The organism is Polaromonas sp., from assembly GCF_030689685.1.
GTDB lineage: Bacteria > Pseudomonadota > Gammaproteobacteria > Burkholderiales > Burkholderiaceae_C > Polaromonas.
The window spans coordinates 30,868-54,662 of sequence record NZ_JAUYEY010000041.1; the positions used below are offsets into that span (position 1 = coordinate 30,868).

28 protein-coding genes are annotated in these 23,795 nt (G+C 61.3%); 8 read left to right on the forward strand and 20 right to left on the reverse strand.

From position 1 onward, the window contains the following. Position 1: 1 nt before the first annotated feature. Positions 2-1,789, reverse strand: coding sequence for a protein-disulfide reductase DsbD (dsbD, locus tag Q8O29_RS10505; RefSeq protein ID WP_305562515.1), 1,788 nt, complete (start codon positions 1,787-1,789; stop codon positions 2-4). A gap of 113 nt (positions 1,790-1,902) precedes the next feature. On the opposite strand from dsbD, the gene Q8O29_RS10510 reads away from it, so the two are divergent. After that, positions 1,903-2,568: a response regulator gene (locus tag Q8O29_RS10510; RefSeq protein ID WP_305562517.1), complete on the forward strand. Its 666-nt coding sequence runs from the start codon at positions 1,903-1,905 to the stop codon at positions 2,566-2,568. After that, a complete protein-coding gene (locus Q8O29_RS10515) occupies positions 2,565-3,893 on the forward strand; it encodes an ATP-binding protein (RefSeq protein ID WP_305562519.1) in 1,329 nt (442 codons plus the stop codon). Before Q8O29_RS10510 ends, Q8O29_RS10515 begins: the two co-directional genes overlap by 4 nt. 244 nt (positions 3,894-4,137) lie before the next feature. On the opposite strand, the gene Q8O29_RS10520 is transcribed toward Q8O29_RS10515, so the two are convergent. The 5 genes from Q8O29_RS10520 to Q8O29_RS10540 are packed head-to-tail and all read right to left on the reverse strand — an operon-like array spanning position 4,138 to position 7,505. After that, positions 4,138-5,886, reverse strand: coding sequence for a SulP family inorganic anion transporter (locus Q8O29_RS10520; RefSeq protein ID WP_305562521.1), 1,749 nt, complete (start codon positions 5,884-5,886; stop codon positions 4,138-4,140). Positions 5,887-5,937: 51 nt separating this feature from the next. Next, a complete protein-coding gene (locus Q8O29_RS10525; protein WP_305562523.1) occupies positions 5,938-6,282 on the reverse strand; it encodes a TIGR01244 family sulfur transferase in 345 nt (114 codons plus the stop codon). Between the two features lies 1 nt (position 6,283). Then, a complete protein-coding gene (locus Q8O29_RS10530; RefSeq protein WP_305562525.1) occupies positions 6,284-6,718 on the reverse strand; it encodes a DUF6691 family protein in 435 nt (144 codons plus the stop codon). A gap of 23 nt (positions 6,719-6,741) precedes the next feature. Further along, positions 6,742-7,176: a YeeE/YedE family protein gene (locus tag Q8O29_RS10535; RefSeq protein WP_305562527.1), complete on the reverse strand. Its 435-nt coding sequence runs from the start codon at positions 7,174-7,176 to the stop codon at positions 6,742-6,744. Then, positions 7,173-7,505 (reverse strand): helix-turn-helix transcriptional regulator, encoded by a 333-nt coding sequence (locus Q8O29_RS10540; RefSeq protein ID WP_305562529.1) that lies wholly within the window; start codon positions 7,503-7,505, stop codon positions 7,173-7,175. The genes Q8O29_RS10535 and Q8O29_RS10540 overlap by 4 nt, the downstream gene beginning before the upstream one ends. 105 nt (positions 7,506-7,610) lie before the next feature. Between Q8O29_RS10540 and Q8O29_RS10545 the strand changes: the two genes are divergently transcribed. From Q8O29_RS10545 to Q8O29_RS10560, 4 genes are all read left to right on the forward strand, one after another. Beyond that, a complete protein-coding gene (locus Q8O29_RS10545) occupies positions 7,611-8,471 on the forward strand; it encodes an MBL fold metallo-hydrolase (protein WP_305562531.1) in 861 nt (286 codons plus the stop codon). A 220-nt stretch (positions 8,472-8,691) separates the two neighbouring features. After that, complete coding sequence (locus Q8O29_RS10550) at positions 8,692-9,021, forward strand: HPF/RaiA family ribosome-associated protein (RefSeq protein WP_305562533.1); 330 nt, start codon at positions 8,692-8,694, stop codon at positions 9,019-9,021. A 39-nt stretch (positions 9,022-9,060) separates the two neighbouring features. Continuing rightward, complete coding sequence (locus Q8O29_RS10555) at positions 9,061-9,336, forward strand: zf-TFIIB domain-containing protein (RefSeq protein ID WP_305562535.1); 276 nt, start codon at positions 9,061-9,063, stop codon at positions 9,334-9,336. A 161-nt stretch (positions 9,337-9,497) separates the two neighbouring features. Continuing rightward, positions 9,498-10,013, forward strand: coding sequence for a DUF2242 domain-containing protein (locus Q8O29_RS10560; RefSeq protein WP_305562571.1), 516 nt, complete (start codon positions 9,498-9,500; stop codon positions 10,011-10,013). A 169-nt stretch (positions 10,014-10,182) separates the two neighbouring features. On the opposite strand, the gene Q8O29_RS10565 is transcribed toward Q8O29_RS10560, so the two are convergent. Then, positions 10,183-10,752 carry a pseudouridine synthase gene (locus Q8O29_RS10565; RefSeq protein ID WP_305562537.1) on the reverse strand — a complete coding sequence of 190 codons (570 nt, stop codon included), beginning with the start codon at positions 10,750-10,752 and terminating at the stop codon, positions 10,183-10,185. Next, the gene (locus Q8O29_RS10570) at positions 10,752-11,465 is read right to left on the reverse strand and encodes a haloacid dehalogenase type II (RefSeq protein ID WP_305562539.1); all 714 of its coding nucleotides are present in this window, start codon (positions 11,463-11,465) and stop codon (positions 10,752-10,754) included. Before Q8O29_RS10570 ends, Q8O29_RS10565 begins: the two co-directional genes overlap by 1 nt. Positions 11,466-11,627: 162 nt before the next feature. Here Q8O29_RS10570 and Q8O29_RS10575 point away from each other — a divergent pair, with 162 nt between their 5' ends. Continuing rightward, on the forward strand, positions 11,628-14,495 hold the full coding sequence (locus Q8O29_RS10575) for a PAS domain S-box protein (protein WP_305562541.1): 2,868 nt from the start codon (positions 11,628-11,630) through the stop codon (positions 14,493-14,495). A gap of 92 nt (positions 14,496-14,587) precedes the next feature. Here the strand turns inward: Q8O29_RS10575 and Q8O29_RS10580 are convergent, their stop codons facing one another. From Q8O29_RS10580 to Q8O29_RS10625, 10 genes are all read right to left on the reverse strand, one after another. After that, positions 14,588-15,112, reverse strand: a complete 525-nt coding sequence (locus Q8O29_RS10580) for a hypothetical protein (protein WP_305562543.1) — start codon at positions 15,110-15,112, stop codon at positions 14,588-14,590. A 191-nt stretch (positions 15,113-15,303) separates the two neighbouring features. Then, positions 15,304-16,182, reverse strand: a complete 879-nt coding sequence (locus tag Q8O29_RS10585) for a peptidoglycan DD-metalloendopeptidase family protein (RefSeq protein WP_371134205.1) — start codon at positions 16,180-16,182, stop codon at positions 15,304-15,306. Between the two features lie 17 nt (positions 16,183-16,199). Beyond that, entirely contained in the window at positions 16,200-16,418 is a 219-nt protein-coding gene (locus Q8O29_RS10590) for a hypothetical protein (RefSeq protein ID WP_305562545.1), read from the reverse strand. Positions 16,419-16,528: 110 nt separating this feature from the next. After that, entirely contained in the window at positions 16,529-17,332 is an 804-nt protein-coding gene (locus tag Q8O29_RS10595) for a cyclopropane-fatty-acyl-phospholipid synthase family protein (protein WP_305562547.1), read from the reverse strand. A 99-nt stretch (positions 17,333-17,431) separates the two neighbouring features. After that, entirely contained in the window at positions 17,432-18,829 is a 1,398-nt protein-coding gene (locus tag Q8O29_RS10600; RefSeq protein ID WP_305562549.1) for a phospholipase D-like domain-containing protein, read from the reverse strand. A 42-nt stretch (positions 18,830-18,871) separates the two neighbouring features. Then, complete coding sequence (locus Q8O29_RS20370; RefSeq protein WP_371134206.1) at positions 18,872-19,090, reverse strand: hypothetical protein; 219 nt, start codon at positions 19,088-19,090, stop codon at positions 18,872-18,874. 178 nt (positions 19,091-19,268) lie between these two features. Further along, entirely contained in the window at positions 19,269-19,460 is a 192-nt protein-coding gene (locus tag Q8O29_RS10610) for a DUF2283 domain-containing protein (protein ID WP_305562553.1), read from the reverse strand. Between the two features lie 43 nt (positions 19,461-19,503). Continuing rightward, the gene (locus Q8O29_RS10615; protein WP_305562555.1) at positions 19,504-19,719 is read right to left on the reverse strand and encodes a DUF2283 domain-containing protein; all 216 of its coding nucleotides are present in this window, start codon (positions 19,717-19,719) and stop codon (positions 19,504-19,506) included. After that, entirely contained in the window at positions 19,716-19,949 is a 234-nt protein-coding gene (locus tag Q8O29_RS10620) for a hypothetical protein (RefSeq protein ID WP_305562557.1), read from the reverse strand. The genes Q8O29_RS10615 and Q8O29_RS10620 overlap by 4 nt, the downstream gene beginning before the upstream one ends. 3 nt (positions 19,950-19,952) lie before the next feature. Continuing rightward, complete coding sequence (locus Q8O29_RS10625; RefSeq protein ID WP_305562559.1) at positions 19,953-21,734, reverse strand: glutamine--tRNA ligase/YqeY domain fusion protein; 1,782 nt, start codon at positions 21,732-21,734, stop codon at positions 19,953-19,955. Between the two features lie 146 nt (positions 21,735-21,880). Between Q8O29_RS10625 and Q8O29_RS10630 the strand changes: the two genes are divergently transcribed. Beyond that, positions 21,881-22,330: a hypothetical protein gene (locus tag Q8O29_RS10630; RefSeq protein ID WP_305562561.1), complete on the forward strand. Its 450-nt coding sequence runs from the start codon at positions 21,881-21,883 to the stop codon at positions 22,328-22,330. 91 nt (positions 22,331-22,421) lie between these two features. Here the strand turns inward: Q8O29_RS10630 and Q8O29_RS10635 are convergent, their stop codons facing one another. After that, positions 22,422-22,979 (reverse strand): DUF3455 domain-containing protein, encoded by a 558-nt coding sequence (locus Q8O29_RS10635; RefSeq protein WP_305562563.1) that lies wholly within the window; start codon positions 22,977-22,979, stop codon positions 22,422-22,424. Positions 22,980-23,065: 86 nt separating this feature from the next. Then, positions 23,066-23,461, reverse strand: a complete 396-nt coding sequence (locus Q8O29_RS10640) for a hypothetical protein (RefSeq protein WP_305562565.1) — start codon at positions 23,459-23,461, stop codon at positions 23,066-23,068. Between the last annotated feature and the right edge of the window lie 334 nt (positions 23,462-23,795).

The following is a 23,795-nucleotide window of genomic DNA, read 5'->3' on the forward strand; positions in this document are numbered from 1 at the left end:
CTCAAGCTCCTTGTTTCGCACGCGCGAGGCGGGCGAGAAATTCGTCGGCACTGAGTTCACCGATGACGCGCTCGGCACGGCGCTCTTTGCCATCGGGGCCGATCAGCAGCATGGTGGGCGGCCCGAGAATTTGGTGCGTGCGCATCAGCGCCTGGTCATCCGCATTGTTGGCGGTGACGTCAGGGCGCAGCAACTGCATGTCGGCCAACGCTTGTTGCACACGTGGGTCGGCAAACACCACGCGCTCAATCACGTCGCACGACACACACCAGTCGGCGTAGAAATCCACCAGTGTCCACTGCCCGCGCTGTCCGGCCTCGGCAATACGCGCTTCGAGTGCCTGCTGGGACTTGACCGGCCCGAAACGGGTCATGAAATCATTCCCGACAGCCGCCTGGGTGAGCGGGGCGTCTCTTGCTCCGAAGGTCAGCGGCTGCAGGGGATCATGGGCCCCCCCGGCCGCACCGATCACCATGGCCCCGCCCCACAGGCCAAGCAGCAAGGCCAGATAGCGTGGCAACAGACGACCAGTTTCGGTGCCGAGCTTCTGACGCAGCGCTAGCAAACTGAGCGCGATGGCCAGCAACCAGGCCCCCCACAGCCCCAGCGTCAGCGCTGCGGGCAATACCCGCGCCACGAACCAAATGGCGGTGCCTAGCAGGATAAAGCCGAACAGCACCTTGACCCGGTTCATCCAGTCGCCGGGACGCGGCAGCAGCCGTGCGCCGAGGGTCCCGACCAGCAACAGCGGCACCCCCATGCCCAGCCCCATGGAAAAAAGCACCAGGGCGCCGGTCAGTACATCGCCGGTATTGCCGATATAAAGCAGCGCACCAGCCAGTGGCGCGGTCATGCAGGGCCCGACCAGCAGCGCCGACAGCACGCCCATCGTGGCGGCTCCTGCCACCGTGCCGCCTCGCTGGCCCTGGCTGGCCTTGTTCAGACGGTTACGCATCACAGCGGGCAGTTGCAACTCATAAAATCCGAACATGGCCAGCGCCAGCACGACAAATACCAGACCGAAGGTGCCGAGCACCCAGGGGTTCTGTAACATGGCCTGCAGATTGGCGCCGGCCAGCGCCGCAGCCGCACCGACGCCGGCATACGTCAGCGCCATCGGCAGCACAAAGGCCAATGAAAGGACAAAACCGCGCCGGGGCGTTGCCCCACTGCCTGCGATCAGGCTGGAGAGAATCGGCACCATCGGTAAAACACAGGGCGTAAACGTCATCAGCAGGCCCAAGCCGAAGAACACGACAAGCATCCACCCCAGATTGATGCGTGAGAGGCGATCAGCCAGGTCCTGATCCTCACCGAGTGTGCCTGTCGCAGCCCGACTTACGCTGGTAACGGCCGCGCCCATGCTGGCTGCCGGCGTCGCCGCGACATCGACTAAATTCACGCGCTGGGTTTGTGGCGGATAGCAAAGACCCGCATCGGCGCAACCCTGCCAGCCCATCGTCAGTGCCTGCGCATCCGGTGCTTTGACCAGTACGGTCACGTTGTCATGGTAGACCTCGCTTTCGCCAAAGGTCTCATCGGTCTTGAGCCTGCCGGCAGGCCAGTTAATTTGTTGCGCACTGTCGGCCGGATCCCCCTCAACCTTCATCTGCTTGCGGTAGAGGTAGTAGCCTTTGCTGATCGTCCAGGTCAGGCGCATCTGACCATCAACCTGTTTGGTAACGCTCAGACGAAAGGCCTGTTCTGGTTGCAGGTAATCAGGCTCGGCATGCGCTGGCAGGGCCCAGAACATTGCCAACATCAAAACCGACCAGACCAACCTCAGCATAAGTGCCCTTTCGTCAAATCAAGAAGTTATCTTTGCTTGGCCAGATTAAGGCAGCGTTAACGTCCAGGTAATTCCGGTGCAGATACTATGTGGCATGGAGCACAAAACAGGCCATGCGCGTATTGCTGATTGAAGACGATGAACTGATTGCCCACGGCATCCTGGCGGGTTTGCGCGCGCACAATTTGACGGTGGATGGAGTCGCCACTGCGGCTCTGGCTGAGGCCGCGCTGTCGACGGTGCATTGGGATGTGGTGATACTTGATCTCGGGCTGCCCGATGAGGACGGCATGAGCCTGCTGCAGCGCTTGCGGGCGGGTGGCATGGCGCTGCCCGTGCTGGTACTGACGGCGCGCGATGCGGTGGAAGCTCGCGTTGCCGGGCTGCGTGCCGGTGCGGACGACTACTTGCTCAAGCCTTTCGATCTGAGCGAACTGGTTGCCCGACTGCACGCGCTGCTGCGCCGGGCCGCAGGACGCAGCGTCGATCTTATTGAGCACGGCGCATTGCGCCTTGATCCGGCAAGCGGCGAAGTCTCGCTAAACGGAAAAGCAGTCGTTTTATCCCGGCGCGAATTGGCACTGCTGGCTGTCCTGCTGCAGGCCCACGGGCGCATCTTGAGCCCCGACCAACTCAAGGACAGTCTTTACAGTTTCAGCGAAGAAATAGAAAGCAATGCGCTGAATGTGCATATCCATCACTTGCGGCGCAAGCTGGGGGCCGACGTGATTGAGACGGTTCGTGGCGTGGGCTACCGCTTCAGCATGGACAGCGCATGACACTGCGGCTGCGACTGCTTCTGATGATCGGTGTGTCGATGCTTTTGCTATGGGGTGGGGTCGCGGTCTGGATGCTGCATGATCTGGACAAGGAGATGCACCGTACGTTGGACCAGCGCCTCGCCATGTCGGCACAGATGGTGGCTGGGCTGATGTCGCAGAACCCGGCCGCGTGGGATGGTAGAACCGGACAAGCGGGGCCCTCGACATTGAGCATGCCGGCAACGGCAAAAGGTCTGGCGTGCGAGGTGACTTTACGCGGCGAGGTCATCGCGCGCACGCCCGGAACAGCACCCGAGACTACAGCAATGGCGACGCCTGGTTTCTCCGACCGCGAGTTCAGGGGCGAGCGCTGGCGCAGTTACACCCTGGAAACGCGCGGTTTGCGTGTGACCACGGCTGATCGCCTGGCGGAGCGGGACACACTGCTGCGCAATGTGACACTTGCAGCGGTCGTTCCCTTTGTCATCGCATTGATTGGCAGCCTGTTGACGCTTTGGCTGGGTGTTGGAAGTGGCTTGCGACCCCTTGAACGCCTGAGGCAGGTGCTGGCCAACCGAACGCCGGATGCACTGACTCCAATAAAAAATGCCCCCATGTCTCGCGACTTGCTCCCGCTGGTCAACACCCTGAACCATCTGCTGGCGCGGATGAGCGAAACCATCGGTCGCGAACGTCGCTTTACCAGCGATGCTGCCCATGAATTGCGCACGCCGCTCACCGCGATCAAAACCCATCTTCAGGTCGTACGCATCACCCATGGCCAAGAGGCTGAAGTGGCCATGGACTATGCCGAAGAGGGCGTAGCACGGCTTCAGCATACGCTCTCACAACTGCTGACGCTATCGCAAGTGGAAGGCGCCTTTTCCTGGGATGACGGGCGTGTCGCCGAGGCGGACGAAGTCGCCCGCCTTGCGATGCGCGATGCGGCCCCTCACGCTCCGGGGCGCATCGTTCTGAGCAGCGACGGCCACGCTGCTGAACTTGCGTTACCCGAAGCGCTGGCAGTCACCGCACTGCGTAACCTGCTCGATAACGCCTTGCAACACTCTTCCGCAGAAAATAGCGTCGGGCTGGAAATACGGCGCTCGCCGGAATCAATCAGTTTTCACGTGTTTGATCGCGGGCCGGGACTCAGCGATGAAGAGCTGATTCTGGCTACGCAACGTTTCTGGCGGCGCGGATCAGGTCGAGGCAGCGGACTGGGGTTGTCTATCGTTGCCGCCATTGCCGAGCGCTTCGGTGGATCGTTCGAACTGCTGCAGCGCCCCGAGGGTGGGCTGGAGGCGAAATTAACGCTGTCGCGCCTGGTTTGCAAAAATTGAGCGGGATGTCATCGTCCGTGGTGTGCTCTTATGTCCGCGCAGGGTCAAGGTTGTGTGAAAACGCAATTTACTTCTATTGAGCGTTTCAAAACTCACGACAGTCGGAACGCTCAATCCCTCACCCCGTCCCCTCTCCCAAAGGGCGAGGGTGAGAGCCGTTCAATCACTGTCGTGTATTTGGAAAAGATCGATAAACTGCGAACTGGTGCCGCGCCTTGGCGTGAGCCGCCTCCCAGAGACCGTCCTACACTGCGGGACCTTGCCGACGCCCAGGCCAACTCGGCACTGGGCGATTGCCCGCCTGGACGGCATGCTCAAACGCCTCATGCACGCTCAAAAATACCTTGCCCTGCAAGCGCTTACCAAGTTCAGTTGAGCGCAGCCGGTCCATCACCGGGCCCTTGACCTCGGCCAGCGTGAACTCGATGCCTCTGCTCGCCAGGCTGCGCTCGTACTGGGTCAGCACGCCCAGAGCGGTGGCGTCGATCTGGTTGACGGCGGAGCAAATCAGCACCACGCGCCGCACTGACGGGTCTTGGGCCAGCAGCGCCTCGACCCTGTCTTCCAGCACGGTAGCATTCGCAAAAAACAGGCTCTCATCGACGCGCAGGGCGAGCAGGCCAGGAACGGTTTCCACGGCATGCCGCTCGACGTTGCGGAAGTGCTCGGTGCCGGGCACCCGCCCGACCACGGCCATGTGCGGGTGACTGCTGCGCCAGACCAGAGCTGCCAGTGACAGCGCCACACCCATCAGGATGCCTGCTTCCACACCCAACGCCACCACGCCCACCGCCGTAGCCAGCAGCGACAGCGCGTCAGCGCGGTCATAGTGCCAGGCTTCCTTCAGCGTCTTCAGGTCGATCAGCGAAGTCACCGCCACGATGATGGTGGCCGCCAGCACCGCATGCGGCAGGTAGTAGAAGAGGCCGGTCAGGGCGGCAATCACCAACGCCATCAACGCGGCCGAGATCACCCCCGCCAGCGGCGTGTGTGCCCCGGCCGCGAAATTCACCACCGAGCGTGCAAAGCCGCCGGTCACCGGGTAGCCGCCCGACAGTGCACTGGCGACATTGGCGGCGCCCAGGCCCAGTAGCTCGCGGTTAGGCTGGATGCGCTGCTGGCGCTTGAGCGCCAGCGACTGCGCCACGGACACGCTTTCGACAAAGCCGATCAGCGTGATCAGCAGCGCAGGCAGCCAGAGCTGGCCCAGCGTGCTGATGCCGGGCAGTGCCAAGGTCAGTTGCGGCAATCCTTGCGGCACGGCGCCCACCACACTGACACCAGCAGTCTCGTTCAGCTTGAACAGGGCCACCACGGCGGTGGAGGCGATCACGGCCACCATGGGCGCCAGCTTAGCCATCAGCTCGGCCGCCTTGGCTGGCACGCCCAGCCGCGTCAGCAGTGGAGCCAGATAACGACGGGCCAGCAGCAGGAAAAGCAGGCTGGCCACACCGATGGCGAAGGTGACTGGCTTGGTCTGCGGCAGCGCCTCGGCCAGGCCGACCAGGGTCTCCAGCACGTCCGAGCCCGCCACCTTGACGCCCAGGATGTACTTGAGCTGGCCCACGGCGATCAGCACTGCGGATCCGGTGATGAAGCCGCTGATGACCGGGTGGCTCAGAAAATGCGCGAGAAAGCCCAGGCGCAGGGCGCCGAAAGCGAGCAGCATCACGCCCGAGATCAGCGACAACTGGATCGCCAGTGTCACGTATTCGGCCGATCCGGCGGCGGCGAGCGGCTGCAAGGCGCTGGCTGTCATGAGTGAAGCGACCGCTACCGGTCCGACCGCCAGGGTCATGCTTGAGCCCAGCAGGGCGTAAGCCACGATGGGCAGGATACTGGCGTACAGGCCGACTTCGGGCGGCAGCCCGGCCAACAGGGCGTAGGCCAAGCTTTGCGGAATAAGCATCACCGTGACGATCACACCCGCAGTGAGGTCACCGGCCAGCCAGGCCGGCCGGTAGCTGCGGAGCCAGACAGGTAACCAGTTCATGAAGTGGTCCTTGTCATGATAAATGAGCAGGGGCTGGCCAGGAGCGGGGCTTCACTCGGCGGTCTGGGCCAACTGATAAAGCTGAGCCGAGCGTGCGCCCGAGCGGCAGAAAGCCAGCACCGGGGCGGGAGCCTTGGCCAGCGCCTGCCGCATGGCCACGGCTTGCGCCGGCGTGATGGCGCCGCTGACCACAGGCAGGTAGACATAGTGCAGACCGGCCGTCCGCGCGGCCTGTTCGATGTCGCGGCTCAGCGGCTGGGCGCTGCCACCCTCGCCATCCGGGCGGTTGTTGATCAGGGCGGTGAAGCCCTGGGTGGCAAGGCCGGGGACGTCACCGACCGTGAGCTGTGCGGTGACCGCGAACGCCGCGTTCAGGTAACGAATCGGGACTGCCATGTCAGCGCGCACCCAGCCGCTGCGTGCGCCGCTCGCTCAGCTCGAACAGCAGAATGCCCGCCAGCATGGCCAGTACGAACACCACCGCCTTGGGCTGGCCAGCTCCCATTGAAACAATGGCCGGGCCGGGACAGAAGCCCGCCAGGCCCCAGCCCACGCCAAATATCAGGCTGCCTAGCAGCAGGCGTTTGTCGATATCGCCCGAATTGGGCAGGTGCAGGGCGCTGCCCAGGAAGGTGGTGGTGCGTTTTTTCGCCAGCGCGAAGGCGAACACGCCAACCAGGATGGCGCCGCCCATTACCAGCGCCAGCGAAGGATCCCAGGCGCCGAACAGGTCCAGGAAGCCGATCACCTTGCCGGGGTCGGTCATGCCGGAGAGGATGAGTCCGATGCCGAAAATCAGCCCGACCACGAATTCGGAAATGCGGTGTTTCATAGGTGTTTCCTTTTTCATTCGGTTCACGAGCCCAGTGCGTGGCGCACCAGGTACACGGTCATAAAGCCGGCGCCCATGAAGGCGAGCGTGGCTATGAGCGAGCGGGGCGACAGGCGTGACAAGCCGCAGACGCCGTGACCGCTGGTGCAGCCCGCACCGTAACGCGTGCCCACGCCCACCAGCAGTCCGGCAACGACCACCGTGGTCCAACCCGCGTCGATACGCACCGGGCTGGGTCCGACCACCAGGAAGTACAGCATCGGTGCGACCAGCAGGCCGAGCATGAACGACAGGCGCCAGCCCACATCGCCCGCTTTCGGGCGGAACAGGCCACCCACGATGCCGCTGATGCCCAGGATGCGTCCGTTCACCAGGATGAACAGTGCTGCGGCCAGGCCCAACAAGATGCCGCCGGCCAGCGAGGCCCAGGGCGTGAAATGATTCCAGTCGATAGTCATCGTTTTTTCCTCTTCGAGTTGTCGCAAAATTGTTCGTACAGCACATTCATCACGGCCAGCGCTTGCGGGCTGTCGATCTGGTAGTAGATGCTCTTGCCTTCACGGCGTGTACTGACGAGGTTTTCGTCACGCAACACACCCAGCTGCTGAGACAGCGTGGGTTGCGCGATGCCGACAAGCGCTTCCAGTTCACTCACCCGCTGCTCTCCCTGTGCCAGCTGGCACAGCAACAGCAGCCGGTCGGGGTTGGCCAGTACCTTCATCAGGCGGCTGGCCTCGTCGGCGGCGCTGCGCAAGATGGCGAGGTCCATGAGGGTGTTTGCCTGCATGGTGATCTCACTCCTTTTTGATTTAAGACAACAATAGTATATTTACAAACAATCTATTTGTCAATATAATGATTGAATAGAAGCTCACGCGACAAGGACCATTGCATGACACCCACCGTACAAAGTTTTTTCGACCTCGCCACCTGGACCGTCAGCTACGTGGTCTATGAAAAGGAAGGCTCAGCCTGCGCCATCATCGATTCGGTGCTCGACTACGACCCCAAGTCTGGCCGTACCCGCACCACCTCGGCCGACAAGCTGATCGCATTCGTGCAGGAAAAGAACCTGCGGGTCGACTGGATTGTGGAAACCCATGCCCATGCGGACCATCTGTCAGCGGCGCACTATCTGCGCGGGAAGCTGGGCGGGAAAATTGCCATTGGCGCGGCCATCACCGATGTTCAGGATGTGTTCAAGCGCATCTTCCACCTTGAAGCGGAGTTCCAGCCGGATGGCCACCAGTTCGACCACCTGCTGCAGGACGGCGAAACGTTTGCCATCGGCGCGCTCACCGCCGAGGCCCTGTCGGTGCCCGGGCACACCCCGGCCTGCATGGCCTACCGCATCGGTGATGCCGTGTTCGTGGGCGACACCCTGTTCATGCCCGACGTGGGCACGGCGCGCTGCGACTTCCCTGGCGGCGATGCCCACAGTCTGTACCGCTCGATGCGCAAGCTGCTGAGCCTGCCGATCAACACACGCCTGTTCATGTGTCACGACTACCCGCCGGAGGGGCGTCCGGCAGTCTGGGAAACCACGGTGGCCGAGCAACGGGCGAAAAACATCCACGTTCACGACGGCGTCAGCGAGGATGACTTCGTCAAGATGCGCAGCGCGCGTGACGCCACACTGGAGATGCCGGTGCTGATCCTGCCCTCGGTGCAGGTCAACATCCGTGCCGGCGAGATGCCACCGAAGGAGGACAACGGCGTGTCCTACCTGAAAATTCCACTCAACGCGTTGTGATCCCGTGCCCGTCCTTAACTTGAAAAAAGTCGATGCAATGAGTGAAAAATAAATTGTGATTCATCTGACCAAGGATCACGACTACCGCTTCCGGTTTGCCTTTGGCGAGGAGGCTTTGCTCATAGTCAGTTTTATCCGAAAGGTCTCTTCGTTATTGTCTGCTTTTACAGAAACTCGTAAGCGCGTATGGTGATACTTTTCAACTCAATGGAGTGCATCCATGCAAATCATTTTTGAATCGCGTGAACCGTGGCTGGAGCAACTGCGCGGCCTGGCGGTGCGCCGCGTGCGGCAGGCCACGCGGCACCTCGGCTGGTTGGCGCCGCGCGCACGGGTCCGGGTTTCGGATGTTCAGGGCGCCGACGATGGCATCGACAAACGCTGCGAGGTGGAACTGACGGCCGAGGGTACGGGCTCGGTGGTGGTGACATCGGTCACGCGCGACTGGGGTTCCGCGCTGCAAAGCGCGCTGGCGCGCGCTGTCCGCGCCTTGCTGCGCAAACTCCAGCCGCCGCGCAGCGCCAGGCGTGCCATCGGCCACCAGCGCTGAGGTGGTTGCATCCCTTTAATTTTTCACGGGAAACCCTTGATGAAATGTCCCCACTGCCCCGATGCCACCTTGCTGATGTCTGAGCGCCAGGGTGTCGAAATTGACTACTGTCCCCAGTGCCGCGGCGTCTGGCTGGACCGTGGCGAGCTCGACAAACTGATTGACTTTTCTACGGCAGCGCCCGCCCCCGTACCCGCGCCGGCCCGGCACGCGCCCCAGCCTGCGCATCCGGACTTCGTGGACTCCGACTACCGGCACAGCAGGCGCGGTTATCCGCGCAAGCAGAAGTCCTGGCTCAGCGAGATATTTGATTGAGCCCACACGGGCTGATGGTCCGGTAGGGTGTGTATGAAGCGGGAATGCGCCGTCCTGCAAGTTCGCCCGATTTTGTGCTGAAGGAGTGCCCGGCTGTGAAGCTGTCCCGGATCGTTGAACCCTTTGCCCGCTTGTCGGCGGCCGGCTTGAGTGTGCTGCTGATGGCAGCATGTGTGGCGCCGGTCACGCAGTTTCCCTTGCAGGAGCAATTTGGATCGACCGCGACCTACTCGCGGCTGTTCGATGCGACGGCCGCGCAAACCTGCGAGGCCGCACGACGCGCACTGTTGAGCCAGGGTTACATCATCAAGACGGCACGCGAAGACCTGGTGGACGGGCACAAAAGTTTTCAGCCCGAGCCCGAAGCACATTTGCAGATGGCCATTCGTGTGGTGTGTGTGCCCGAGACCGCCGACAAAAGCGTCAGCCTCGGTTTTGTCACTGCGCTGCAAGACAGTTACGCGCTGAAGAAAAGCAACAACTCCGCCAGCCTCGGCGTGGGTGCCATCGGCTCGGTGTCCTTGCCGTTTAGTTCCAGCAACGACGCGATGGTCAAGGTCGGCAGCGAAACCATCACCGCCGATGCTTTTTATGACCGCTTCTTCGATCTGGTCAAGCGCTACCTGGTGATGGACGACAGTGTCGGCATCACCGGCAGCCCCGCCACGCCTCGTTGATGCGCGTGCGGGCCAAGCAGGGCGCGCATCCGGATACCCAGGCTCCTAGGCCCGCGTCAAGGCCGATGGCTTGGCGACGCCGCAGGAGCGTCGCCAGTTGCGCAGCGAACTCATGGCGCTGCAGGACGAAGGGGAGCGCATGATCCGCAACGGACGCGGTGAAGCGCCGTCAGGCCCAGGCTTCGGCCAGGTCCTCGCGCCACGCGCCCGGCGCCAGGTCGTCCAGGCTGCAGGGGCCGATGCTGGCGCGTACCAGGCGCAGGGTCGGAAAGCCGACCGCAGCGGTCATGCGCCGCACCTGCCGGTTGCGCCCCTCGCGAATAACCAGTTCCACCCACGCGGTCGGGATGGCCTGGCGCACACGCACCGGCGGGTCGCGCGGCCACAGCGCTGGCGGCGGCGTCATCAGGCAGGCACGGGCCGGGCGCGTGATGCCGTCATTGAGCACCACGCCATCGCGCAGCGTTTGCAGCGCGGCGTCACCGGGCAGGCCCTCGACCTGCACCCAGTAGGTCTTCTCCATCTTGAAGCGCGGATCGCTGATGCGCGCCTGCAGCTTGCCGTCGCTGGTCAGCAGCAGCAGGCCCTCGCTGTCGGCGTCAAGCCGCCCGGCCACATACACGTCCGGGATGGCGATGAAGTCTTTGAGTCCGCGCCAGCGTCCTTCCGGCGTGAACTGGCTCAGCACGCCATACGGTTTGTTGAACACAATCAGGCGCGGCGGTGGCGCAGGCAGCATCAGCAGCCCAACTGATCGGCCAGCGCGAGAAAGTCTTTCGCGTGCCAGGTGTTGGCGGGGTCGGGTGACACGTCCTTGGGCTGGGCGGCGCCAAACTCGTTCGGCCGTTCGATATAGGCGGTCTGCAAACCGCAGTCGCGCGCGGCGGCCAGGTCGTCCTGGTGTGCAGCCACCAGCATCACCTCGGCCGGTGCCAGATCAAACACCTTGGCCACGCCGAGGTAGGTTGCCGGGGCGGGCTTGTAGGCCCGGAAGACCTCGGCCGACAACACGCAGTCCCAGGGCAGGCCGGCGCGTTTGGCCATGTTGGTGAGCAGACCGATGTTGCCGTTGGACAGCGTGCAAATGGTGTAGCGCGACTTCAGTCGATTCAGGCCTGCCACAACGTCGGGCCAGGGCTCGAGTCGGTGCCAGGCGGTGTTCAGGTGTTGCCGGTCGGCCTCGCTCAAATCATCGAGGCCGAACTGCGGCAGGATGCTGTCGAGGATGAGGCGGTGCAGATCGTCGATCCGCGTCCAACCGAGTTCGCCCGACATGACGCGGGCCATCGCCGGCCGATAACCTGCGCGCCAGGCCAGCGCAAACGCATCGCCGTCCACTGCGGGACGCAGCGCTTGCACCTCGCGGGCGATGCTGCTGTGCCAGTCGACCACGGTGCCAAAAACATCGAAGGCCAGTACTTTCGCGTGGACAGGCTGTGGGGGTTTGTTCATGCCTGCATTATCGGCAACCCGCACCGCGCTGAAAAGGCGGGCTCGCCAGAGCCCAGGCGCTACACTTGTTTTGAACGTTGCGTTGTTGGGCCTGGTGCTCACGAAAAGCAGAAGGCGTCTCATGAAAGAGCCTTGATGAAACTTATGGGCTGGAGAGTTTGGTTGACTGGTTTGCGCCCCCGGCTGGTTCTGGTGGCGCTGCTAGGCCTGTTGCCCCTGTTTGTGACCGCCTTGTCTTCGGCGCTGCCGACGACGCTTGTTGTTGCGATGGCGGTGCTCGGCCTGGTGCTTGCGGGATGGGCGGGCGAGGGGCTGGTGCTGGCGCCGCTGCGCCGGCAGCAGCAGGACAGGCGCCTCGATGGTGTGGGCGACCAGGCGCTGGAAAATACCGAACATGCGCTGCAACTGACACGCGACCGCCTGCGCACCGCGCAACGCATAGGCCGGATCGGAAACTGGGACTTCGACATCGCCAGCAACCGGGTCTGGTGGTCGGATGAGACCTATGACATCTACGGGCTGGCGCGCGGGACGGCGACCTCGCCGGTTGGCGGTTACCAGGGCGTGTTGTCTCATGTGTTTGCGGAGGACCGCGAAGATTATGAAGCGGCGCAAAAACTTTTCTTCGCTGGCCGAGGCAAGCTCGACATTGAGCACCGCATCGTCAGGGCCGATGGCGAGGTACGTTGGGTGCATGGGCTCGGTGAGTCGGTTGTGGATGCGCAAGGCCGTCCCGCCACCCTGTCGGGCACGGTGCAGGACATCACCGAACGCAAACTCGCCGAGGCAGCCTTGCGCGCGAGCGAGGTGCAGTTTCACCTGCTGACAGACGCCATGCCACAGATTGTCTGCATGATGCGTGCGGATGGCTGGCTCACCTATTTCAACCAGACGTGGTTGGAATACACCGGCCTGTCCATGGACCAAAGCCTGGGCCGGGGCTGGACGCAGCTGATCCATCCGGACGACCGGGCGCGTGTTGCCCAGCGCTGGGAGGAGGCAAGCGAAAGCGGTGAAACCTACGAGATCGAATACCGCCTGCGCCGGTCCGACGGCAGCTACCGCTGGATGCTGGGCCGCGCACACCCGCTGTCCGAGGCCGCCGGCCAGGCCACCCAATGGCTGGGCACGTTCACCGACATCCACGACCTCAAGGACGCGACCGAGCAGCTTGAAAAGAACATGTTCATGAACCGCATTGCCGGCCGCATGGCGCGCCTGGGCGGTTGGACCATTGACCTGCCCGAACGCAAGCTGACCTGGTCGGATGAAAACTGCGCCATCCATGAGGTGCCGCCGGGCTACGTGCCGACCCTGGACGAGGGCATCGGCTACTTTCTGCCTGAAGACCGGCCCCAGGTGATTCGGCTGGTTGAAGCCTGCGCTGCGAAGGGCACACCGTATGAATTCATCCTGCCCAAAATGACCGCGAAAGGGCGGCGCATCTGGGTTCGCTCACTGGGAGAGGCGGTACGTGATACCGACGGAAACATCATCCGGCTGCAGGGCGCTTTCCAGGACATCACCGAGCAGAGGGCCGCCGAGACACGCACGCTGGCGCTGGAGGCACGCATGATGTCCACGCTGGAGAGCATCACCGACGGTTTCAGCCTGATGGACCGCAACTGGCGCTTCACCTTCCTCAACAGCCAGGCCGAGCGCATGCTGCAGCGGCCCACCGGCGAGCTGCTTGGCAAAAACCTGTGGGAGGAGTTTCCCGACATTGCGGGCACCCCCGTCGAGCAGGAATACCGCGCGGCGGTGGCCGAGCAGCGCACCACCCGCTTCGAGGCCTTTTACCGGCCGCTGCAGACGTGGTTTGTTTTTCACGTTTATCCGACGGAAGCCGGAACCGCCGTGTATTTTCAGGACATCACCCAGCGGCGCGAGGAACAGGCGCAGTTGCGCCTGCTGGAGACGGCGGTGTCCCGCCTCAACGACATGGTGGTTATCACCGAGGCCCGGTCGGACAAGGACGGCGGCCCGCGCGTTGTGTTTGTCAACGATGCCTTTGAACGCCAGACCGGCTACAGCCGTGAAGAAGCCCTGGGGCAGAGTGTGATGCTGCTCTGGGGGACCACGCACCAGCAGACCGAGTTGCATCGCATACGTGCCGCGATAGACCGCTGCCATCCGGTGCGCACTGAAATGGCGATCCACACCAAAAACGGCAACCTGCTCTGGCTTGAGATCGACATCGCTCCGATTGCCGGCGAGTCCGGCAAGTTCACGCATTGGGTCGCGGTCGAGCGCGACATCACGGAGCGCAGGCAGCAACAGCAAGAAATCCTCAGTCTCAACAGCGAGTTGGAGCAGCGGGTGTTGCTTCGCACCGGCCAGCTCGCCGAAGTCAACAAGGAGCTGGAGTCGTTTGCCTATTCGGTTTCGCATGACCTGCGCTCGCCGCTCAATACCGTGGACGGGTTCAGCCAGTTGCTGCTCAAAAGTGATGCGGGCAATGTCAGCGCCAAGGGCCTGCACTACCTGGAGCGCATACGCGCAGGCGTCAAGCAGATGGGCGATTTGATCGAAGGTCTGCTGACCCTGGCGCACCTGTCGCGCGAAGAGATCAAGTCAGAGTCGGTGGATCTGTCGGCCATGGCACGGGCGATTGAGCAGGCGTACCGCGAGCGCGAGCCGCAGCGCCAGGTGCAATTCCAAATCGACGACGGGCTGCGCACCCACGGTGACCCACGGCTTCTCACCGCAGTGCTGCAAAACCTGCTCGGCAATGCGTGGAAGTTCAGTGCCCGGCAAGAAGTGGCCCGGATCGAGGTGGGCTGCAAGCCGGCCGCAGGCGGCGAGGCCGTCTTTTACGTTCGTGACAACGGCGTCGGCTTTGACATGGCGTTTGCGCACAAGCTGTTCGGCACCTTTGAACGCCTGCATTCACTGGGCGATTTTCCTGGCACCGGCATCGGCCTGGCGACGGTCAAACGCGTGATTGAGCGCCACGGCGGGCGCATCTGGGCAGACAGCAAGCCTGGCGAGGGTGCGACCTTTTATTTCACCCTCGGGCAAGCGATGTAGGTGACCACTCACCTAGGATGCTATTGATTTGATAGCTGATGGCGCCCGCCCGGTATGGGCTGGAGCCACTTTTTACTTATAAAAAGCCGGATTCAGGCGGCTTTGGCACGGCGCTGGCTGAAGGCCGACGCGCGTTTGGCGCTGACCGTGGTGACGTCGTCACCGGCGATCTTGCCGGCCAGGTCGGCGGTTTTCTGCTCGAGCTGTGCGGCCAGCTTGCTCAGCGCCAAGGCGCCGGGCGCGGTGACCTGGGCAATCGTGGACAGGGTGTTGACGCCGGTCTTTTCTTCAAACAGGGCAGCGTTGGCAGAAGCGCGCTCGACGCCGGACTCAAGAACCTTGACGAGCTGGTTCACGACCTGCTGGGCGCCGCTGCTGGTCAGGCTCAGGCCCCTGGTGTAATAAACGCTGAAGGCCAGTTGGGCGGCGCGAGCGTTTTTGGCGGTTTCGGCCGTCAGTTCCGAGCGCGACTCGCGCAGGGCCTTGTTCCAGCGCTGCTCCAGCAGGCTGACCACACGCTCGCCGCCAGCGCGGTAGGCATCGATCATGTTTTTGGCAGTGTTGCCGTAGGCTTCGATCAGGTCGGTGGCCACGGTGGACAGGTTTTTGGCAGTCATGGGGTTTCCTTGGGGTGGGTTGGAAGATGCTCCATCTTCAGGGTTTCTACTAGTGGATACAACCTAGCCAAGAATCTTTCTTAGAGGTGCCTGCCCAGAACGGGCATGACATTGCAGGCGCGAATCTGCTCCTATTTTAATAGCTGCTTACGCTTGTCCGGCAAGGGCTGGAGGCCATTTTGACATGAAATTCAGGCCGAAAACAGCGCCGGGTCCACCATGGTGCGGTTCAGCATCACGCCCCAGTGCAGGTGCGGGCCGGTCACGCGGCCGGTCGCGCCGACGGCGCCCAGGCGCGCACTGGTGGGCAGCAGGTCGCCCGGCTGGGCGTCCATCGCACTCAGGTGGCAATACATGCTCAGCAGCCCGCCGCCGTGGTCTAGCCAGACCGTGCCGCCGTTGAAAAAGTAGTCGCCGCTGTCGATGACCCGGCCCGGCAGCGGCGCCAGCACCGGCGTGCCGGTGCCCGCCGCGATGTCCATGCCGCTGTGCGGGTTGCGCGCCTGGCCGTTGAACACACGCCGCAGCCCGAACGAACTCGACTTGCGCCCTGGCACCGGCACCCGCATGCGCAGCGAGGCCGGCAGCGGCTGGCTGAAGGTCGCCATCACGGTTTCCTGGTGCGCGCGCTCACGCTCGTGACGCGCCAGGTCCTCGGGCGACAGGTCCACCGTGCGCGGCGAGACTTTGAGTTGTTGTTCGCTGTAGCGTTTGGGCGCGATGGTGTAGCGCACTTGACGCAGGCCGTCTTCCGGCGTTTGGACGCTGATGCTGGCTTCGCCCGGCGCGGCAGCAAGTGCAACGCCGACCAGCGCTGTCCACTCGATCACGTCGCCGATCACCAGCAGCGGCAGCTCGCCCTGGTGCGCCACCGGCCGTTGCGCCGACGGGCCCAGCGACAGCCGCGCCACGCCGCCGGGCACCTGCAAAGCGCGCGGCCAGACGGTTGAATTGGAAGGTGATGCCGCAAACGCTGTGCGGGGCAGGGCCAGCAGGCCCAATGCGCCCAGCAGCGCCGTGCGGCGGGAAAGTGCAAGGCTTGTGAGGTTTGGGACTGCAGAAGAAAACACAGTGACGTGGGTGGCGTTTATGCCTTTTCCCAGACGATTTTGCCGTCGCGCAGGTAGTCGTCGAACTGGATTTTGGGAATGGCGGTCACGCCCGCCACGCCGTCGCCAGCGTCCCAGCTCAGGGTGGCGCTGTCCGGCTCCAGCGCCACTTCCACACGCCCCGGTGGTATCGGGATGGGCGCGCCATCGCCAGGGGTGTAGGTCACGTCACCAACGATGGTTGCGAATTGGGGCATGGTTTTTTCCTTGAAGGGTTGCAGGTTATCACTTCATGCCATTAAGCCTGAAGGCAGGACGGCCTGATGTCAGTCAAAGGCGTTTTTTCCGCCGGGCGCCAGCAGCTTGTTCAGCCGCAGCTCGCGCCCGCCGCGCGGCGGAAGCTCGCGCCCTGCGCCAGCGCCATATGGCCCTGCGCCGAGGCGATGCGCAATACATCGTCTGCCGCCTGCAGCACCAGCTCACCGCTGCTGCCCGCTGGCGTGCGCAGCTCGGTGCCGCTGATGGTGCCGGCCAGCGCCCGCGTGCGATTGCGCCAGGCCAGCGTGCCGGCAAAGGCTTGGTAGGTTTGTGTCAGCGTGATACTGGCGCCGCGCAGCAGCCCGGTTGCGCACCACAGTCCATCGACTTGAGCGGGCACAGTCCACAGGTGGATCTGGCTCGACTTCTCGCGGCCCACCGCCTTGTTGGGCACAGCCACCACCGTCGTGCGGTCGGGCTTCCAGGCGCCCATGTCCCAGTCGTGCGAGACGATGCGAGTGCCCGGCTTGAGCGCGAGCAGGGCAGGGCGCAACTGCAGGTTGAACTCCGGCAGCAGATACATGGTGATCACGGTGGCCGACGCCAGGTCGGTCTTGAACAGGTCTTGCACCCGAAACTCGACCTTGTTCGCCACGCCGGCGTTGCGTGCGCTGGCCTTGCTGCGCTCCACCAACGACGGGTCGATCTCCACGCCCAGGCCGGTCGCTTCAAATCGCTTGGCTGCCAGGATCACGATACGGCCGTCACCCGAGCCGAGGTCAATCACATGGTCGCCGCGCTTGACGCCGGCGCTGTTCAACATTTCGAGCGTGACGTTGTCGGGGGAGATGATGAAGGGGACTTCTTCGAGGGGTTGGGCGTGGGCTTCGAGCGCTAAGAAATAAAACGTCAATGCAAAGAGAGCGTATAAAAAAATTGGAGCAAGAGCTTTTTGCATTTACGTTTACAGCTTCAATTGATAAATTCCCAATTGTGATCAGGTCAATCACTACTATGAAGAAAATAGTCGAACGTCGTATCCCAAAGACCTTAGAGCTTTATTGGTGCGATTGTTTCTGGGTGGATATTCATCAGGACGAGCCCATCCGAGCGCCTCACCTAATGAGCTTGGTCCGAAATGCTCAAATCGCCATTCCGGGTTGGTTGTGGCGATCCATAAGCGTTCAGCCACGTTGCTCGGCGCCTTACCCCAAATGAGGAAGCGCAACAACTCCACAATGCTATGTTGAGATTCCTCGCGCTCTTGCTCCCATAGCCATTTTGCGACTAAATCTAAGCGCTTGCCTACGGGTTCTGTATGTCCTTTAGGCAAACCGAGCTTCGCGTTTTGTACTTGACGGGCATGGGCTTTAAAAGCATGGACATTCTGAAATGCAGCTTGGAAGTCCTCTAGAGTCCAGCGAGAAAGTCTTTCTTCTGAAAATTCGGATTGCATCTGAGGCGCCAAATTTTTGATGAAAACATCTTCGCCGTATGGAGCTTTTGTCAAGGAGGCCCACCACTTCGCAGCATCTATTAGTGCTCGCCCGGAATTTTCACGATTTTTCAGATATGAGCTATTAACGAGCGCGACACTTTTTTTGCTTTCTTCGCCGACCTCTTCATCATCGTCCTTTCGACCCCGCACTTTCACGTAGTAGTAAGCATGAAGAAACTGATCGAAGTGAACAGTCGGATTTGCTTCGTCGGATACCCATTCGGGACGCAAGTTGAGGCCAATGAATTCTTTACGAAGTCCTCGCAGCAACTCTAGGGTCTGCGACCACTCCTCCACAAATTTTGTAAATCCATCAGGCTTGGTCTTAGAGGTTAAACCTGGGTGCCTCTTAACTCCTTTGAGTGCATCTCGAAAGTTTGTTTTTAGTTCGCGCTTAAGTGACTCAATACGCGCCTTGCCATTTTCAATAGATGCTGTTCGAATTGCTTCGAGAAGTTCTTTTGTCAAGGAAGTCGAGTTCGCTTTCAAGTAGTCAAACTGCTGTTCCAGATAAATTCCCAAGGTACTCTCTAATAACTCGGATTCTTCATAAAAAACGCCGCACTCCACATTTGTAAACCAGGCATTGCTTGTTAGATTAGCGGAGCCAACGTATGCCCCATAGCCATGCCACCAAATAATTTTTGAATGGAAGTGACCGTATATCAAGCGGCAATTAACAGAACTTGGGCCATCGGTAAGAAATTGATCGAGAACCGGTAATGCTACAGCTTCTCCTTCGTCCAGAAGCCCATAAAAAGCAAGAAATATATTGTTTGCTTTGCAATGTTCAAAGAATGGATTTTTTGCCGTTGCATATGCTACTGCTGCTGTAACTCTGCTACAGCCCTTAGCGCCTTGGAGGATGTCCAAGAGGCGCACGCCGTTTAACTCTCCCATTACTATTTTCACGTTAGTCTTCTTTTGGCTTTATGCTTTTGACGCCGACGAGGATTACGAGTGGTCTATTTTTCCCACCGATTCTTCATCCCCGTCCCGATTGAACACCGCTTTCCCCGCAGCGTGATCCTTCAAGTCAGTGACAAAGTTTCCCTGCCGCTCAAACTGGAAGCGCTGGTCGGCTTCGACCTTGATCAGTGAAGGTTCTACAAACGCCCCATCATCGGGTTTCGACTCTCCAGAAAACTTGTCATCCGCTTTTGTGTGTCGCACGTATCTCAAACTGCGGGGTTACGCACCGGCGACCCTGTCCAGCTTTGCGTTGGCAACTTCAGCCCTAAAGCCGCGAGTTGTCGTTTGGCCTGCCTGGACGCGAGTTTCAAAGCTTCTTCAATCCTGGAATTTTGTGTTGGCGTGCTCCGCCTGCGTTGATAACTTTCGGGCTTGCGCATCACGCTGCTTTTCTAAACTCAATGGGCAACAAGCCTTCTTTCTTCGCATCAAGCAGCACGATCTCAACCATCGAGCCATCTTCTGCATAGCTGATATTGGTGTGCCAGTCTTGTGACACTTCGGGCACGACAGGTTTGTCCGACACGCGGATTTGCAGGATGTCGTCGTTCTCGAAATAGATGCTTTTCATGGCCGGGTTTCAGGCGACGGGCTTCGGGTTTTTCTGCCAGACCTCACGCGGCCAGCAGTGCCCCTAGCGGTAGATGGGACACTGACAAGTTGTGGATGTCCGCCCGTTGGCTGGCGTGCTGCACGTCAATGCCCACCAGCGCGCCGTTGGCGTCGAAGTCGAGAACGACGCCGTCTTTCACTTCGTCAGAGTCCACCGATGCCCGGTCGGCCAGGTGGATATAGAGCGAGTCGGTCGCCTTGTCGTACGAAATTTTCATGGTGAGAATCTCCGATCTGGAAATGCATTGTGCACGGTAACGCCGTCTTCAAGGGTGACCACGCGCAGGTAGCGCTTGAGCTCTTCAATCCACACCCAATGGCGAATGCGGCCGTCCTCTGTTTGAACCTCGCGGCGAACAGGTGCCGACAGTGCCAGCAACAACCATTCTTCCCGGATATAAGGCCTTTTGGCCATCACATCATTGCGGAAATAGGCGGTTGTCTCCATGCTCTATTTGGTCCAACTGTCCTTCATCCCCGTCACCCGATTGAACACTGCTTTCCCCGCAGCGTGATTCTTCAAGTCAGTGACAAAGTACCCATGCCGCTCAAACTGGAAACGCTGGCCGGCTTCAACCTTGGCCAGTGAAGGCTCGACATAAGCCGTCACCACCGACAGGCTGTTGGGGTTCAGGTTCTCCAGAAAATCCTTGCCATCCGCCTCGGGGTGCGCCTCGGTGAACAGGCGGTCGTAGAGCCGTACTTCGGCCTGCACCGCATCGTTGACACCGACCCAGGTAATCACGCCCTTGACCTTGACGGCATCCGAGCCCGGCGTGCCGCTTTTGGTGTCGGGGATCAGTATCGCCAACACTTCGGTCACCTTGCCGTTCGTATCTTTGGTCGCTCCCACACATTCGATGACGTGGCCATATTTAAGCCGCACCTTGTTGCCAGGGAACAGGCGGAAGAAACCCTTGGGCGGCGTTTCTTCGTAGTCGCTGCGTTCTATCCAGACTTCCTTGCCGATTTTGAACTGGCGCGTGCCCTGCTCGGGGTGGTGCGGGTGAACGGGGGCGCTGCAGTCATCGAGCACATCGGCGCCCATGACCTCGTCCCAATTCGTCAGAACGAGCTTCACTGGGTCGAGCACGGCCATGGCGCGCGGGGCGACCGGGTCCAGCGTGTCGCGCAGCGCGCCTTCGAGCGTGCTGTAGTCGATCCAGCTGTCGCTTTTGGTCACGCCTATACGTTCAGCAAACAAATGAATCGCCTCGGGTGTGTAGCCGCGGCGGCGCAGGCCGACGATGGTGGGCATGCGCGGGTCGTCCCAGCCGCTCACTCTTTTTTCATTGACGAGCTGGGCCAGCTTGCGTTTGCTGGTCAGCACATAGGTCAGGTTCAGGCGTGCAAACTCGTACTGGCGCGGGTGCGGGCTGGCAATCAGTGTGCCTTCGGCCAGTTTGTCGAGCAGCCAGTCGTAAAACGGGCGTTGGTCCTCAAACTCCAGCGTGCAGATGCTGTGGGTGATCTGCTCCAGCGCATCTTCAACCGGGTGCGCGTAGGTGTACATCGGGTAGATGCACCACTTGTCTGCGGTGTTGTGGTGGTGCGCGCGGCGGATGCGGTAGATCGCCGGGTCGCGCATATTGATGTTGGGCGAGGCCATGTCGATCTTGGCGCGCAGCACGGCAGCGCCGTCGGCGAGTTTCCCGTCGCGCATCTCGCGGAAGCGCGCCAGGTTCTCGGCCGGCGTTCGGCTGCGGAAGGGGCTGTTGGTGCCGGGCTTGACGAAGTCGCCGCGGTGGATGCGCATCTCGTCGGCACTTTGTTCGTCCACATAGGCGTTGCCGGATTCGATCAAATACTCGGCGGCGCGGTACATGAAGTCGAAGTAGTCGCTGGCCTGATACAGGTTGGTCTCGTCATGGTTATGCCAGTCAAAGCCCAGCCACTGCACTGCGTCCTTGATGGCATCCACATACTCGGTGTCTTCCTTTTCCGGGTTGGTGTCGTCAAAACGCAGGTGACAGACGCCGCCATAGTCGCGCGCCAGACCGAAGTTCAGGCAGATGCTTTTGGCATGGCCGATGTGCAGGTAGCCGTTGGGCTCGGGCGGAAAACGCAGGCGCACCTTGGCCGGGTCCGCCTGACCGGTGGCGTGGTGGGCGGCGTCGCCGGGGCTGCCGCCCCACTGCCGCCCCGAATACGTGCCTTTGGCCAGGTCGTGCTCGATGATCTGGCGCAGGAAATTGCTGGTTTTGGGGGTTTCTTTGTCGGCAGGGGAGGTCATGGCCTTGATTCTAGGCGGTGGCCGCTGGGCCGGCGGGTTTGAAGCTTACGTTTTGCTACGCACTTCACCGAGCATTCGGTAGGCGGTTTACGGTGTGCCGCGTTTAATACACACAAGCGCCAGCGCCACAACCAGGAGAAAGCAAGATGATCAAGTCAATCCCCCGTTCTGTTTCGTCCGCCCGGACCCTGCTAATGGCGGGTGGCGCCGCCGCGCTGTCCGTGGCCGCACTGGGCTTTTCAAGCGGCGCTCATGCCCGTGGCGATGTGAGTTTCTCTGTCGGGGTGGCCCCCCCCGGCGTGGTGATTGGCGTGAGCAACGCCTACCCGGTCTATACCTCGCCTGTGTATGGTCAGCCTGTGTATGGTTACCATCAGCAGCCAGTTTATAGCTACCAGCAGCAGCCAGTTTATGTGCAGCCGCAGCCGGTTTATCGTCCGCACCCGATTTATGTGCAGGCACCGGTTTATTTGGCACCGCCCCCGGTGTATTACCGTGACGGGCATCATTACCGCGATGAGGGTCACGGTCATCGTGGGCACCGCAGTCAGGGTCGTCGTCATGGGAACGGTCATGGAGACGATCACCATCGTTAAAGACGGGCGCCAGGCGCTTTCAAACTGCGTCAATTTGTAAAAAAGCCCCCAAACTGCATGTGTGGGGGCTTTTTTAATGGTTGGGTTCAGCTCAAGAGGCCAGGGGCCGCCAGAACACGTAGTCGGCCTCGTAAGGCACGGAGACGCGCATGCCGAGTTCGGCTGAGCTGCAATTGCGCGTTGACGGCAAGCCGCCCAGGGTTCTGATGCGCTGGATATAACTGATGTTGTGGAGTGCGCCGGGCTGGGTGGCGGGTTCGACCCGGGCGCGCTGCAGCGGCAGGTTGGGGTCGCCGTTGTTCACTTCGATGAACTCCTTGACCGCCAGCTCGGAGCCGTCGCGGTGCAACCAGTTGCGGGCGCTGCGCGCCAGCACGATGCTGTTGTTGGCACTGTCTCTGAGTTCGATGCTGCGGTCCCTGGGCAGCCAGGCGTACTGAAAGGGTGCGCGGTTGATGGCTTGGCATTCATATTGCAGTTGGCCGATGCCGCGGGCTTCAAGCACCGCCTGATGGCCTGCGGGCACGCGGATGTCTGAGGGCAAGGTGGGTTGCTGGGTCAGGTACTGAGTCAAATTTATGGGCCGGGAATTGCATCCCGCCAGCAGGGCGGCGGCAACAACCAGCACCAGCGCGGGCAGGCGTTGCAAGGGGCGACGGAGACGGTGAGAGGTGGGGTATGTTTTCAAGATGCTTTCCCGTGATAACAGTTCAGCCTGGTGGCCCTGCCAGGCGATCAACTCACCAAATTACATGCAATGTTGTAGGCGTTATTGGTTGAACGGTTGCAGTTCTTCACGGCTAGGCTCAGACCGGTAGGCTTGACCACCAGCGTGTAGCTGACGGTTCTGGCTGCGCCTGAATAAATTGACGAGGTGTCGGGTTCTTCGGTCAGTACCCATTGAACACGACCGTTGGCAAGAACGACAGGCTCATACAACACCGTGTCATGGCCGGTGGCCTGGTGGGTTGTGGGCTCGAAAGTGGGGGTGATGGCGACACGGCGGTAAATATCGGTCGCCGGCGCGGGCCCGGAAAAAACAGCCATCATGCCGGCCGTGCCGGTGATGACCAGCAGGGTCAAGCCAATGCCTATGGCCAATGCGCGAATTGTGTTGTGTGTGCTTCTCATTGCAATCACCCCTTGTCAACTTTTGCTCTGCTGGCTGTTGCGCTGCCTATTTGCGCTGCTTTCTTGCTTGTAGCCAGTACACCGCCGAAGGAGGCCAAAAGGTGTAGGCGGTCACCCCCAAGGCATGCAGGTGCGCTTCCTGGCGCGATCTGCGGCCTTCGGGTTTGTCCTAGGAGCCTGGGCGGCAGAAGGTACGTCGGCTGCAAAGCGGCCGCGACGGTCCATTTTTCACCGGCTTTTTGCCCCATAGCTACGGCTATGAGGCTGCAAACCCGGCAAAAACTGTCCTCGCCGGGGCCACTTCTCGCTTCGACGCCTTCTGCCGCCCAGACTC